The organism is Oleiphilus sp. HI0117, from assembly GCF_001635235.1.
In genome coordinates, this window is the sequence record NZ_LWGA01001350.1 from 1 (window position 1) to 970 (window position 970).

Here is a 970-nt window from a genome sequence, read left to right on the forward strand (position 1 = left end):
ATAGGTCCGGAGCTTTACGATACTCATTGTCATTTAGATTTTGTTGAGTTTGAGGGGCGGCAAGAAGCCCTGCTTGAAAGTTGTCGCCGGGCAAGTGTAACAAAGTTGATTATCCCATCGATTGATCGTGGATCATGGGAGGGGGTGCAAGGCTTATCGCTTGGCCATCCTCAGCTAAGTTATGCCTTAGGGTTGCATCCTCTTTTTATAGCTAGGCATTCTTTAGGCGATATTAGCAGGCTTGATGCGTGCTTATCCCCGCGGCCTGAGGGGCTGGTTGCTGTTGGCGAGATAGGGCTTGATGTAACGGCAGCAGATATGGCTCTGCAGTACAGCTTGTTTGAGGCGCAGTTGGCGCTTGCAAGTGATCATGGTTTGCCCGTTATCATGCATGCTCGAAAAACGCATTCCCAGATACTGTCCGCATTAAAGAAGTTTCCAGGGAAGGGGGTGATTCATGCCTTCTCCGGAGGCAAGGACTTGCTCGATCAGTATGTCGCCAAAGGGATAAGCATCGGTGTAGGTTGCGTTATTACTTGGCCAAGTGCCACGCGAACCCGATCCGCTGTTGCGACAGCCCCTTTGGGTAGTTTGTTGTTGGAGACGGATAGCCCGGATATGAGAGTTTCCGGGTTGAGGCGAGAGTTTGGTTGTCCTTCGGATATTCGTCAGGTTTTTTCGGCGCTATGTAATATTCGCTCTGAAAGCCCTGAAATCTTGGCTGCAGCCTTGAGAGATAATGCCGAAGAAATTTTTTATGCGGGGCAATGAAAGAAAAACTAAATTAGTTCTGGATTAATTGTGTTTAATTATATTATACTGCGCGCCCTAAAATTATCGGTGTAGCTTTGCGAGTACAGCCCCGTCTCAATATGTGAAACCGCGATAATTCGTGACATCCGAATGGCGAAATTGCCATCGAACTTGGATTTTGTAAAGGCTCATTGGAGCTAAAGGCGGAATAAATGAA

General features: G+C 47.6%; 1 protein-coding gene. It reads left to right on the forward strand.

From position 1 onward, the window contains the following. On the forward strand, positions 1 to 771 hold a 771-nt coding region (locus A3757_RS23260; RefSeq protein WP_197470259.1), incomplete at its 5' end, for a TatD family hydrolase. Between the last annotated feature and the right edge of the window lie 199 nt (positions 772 to 970).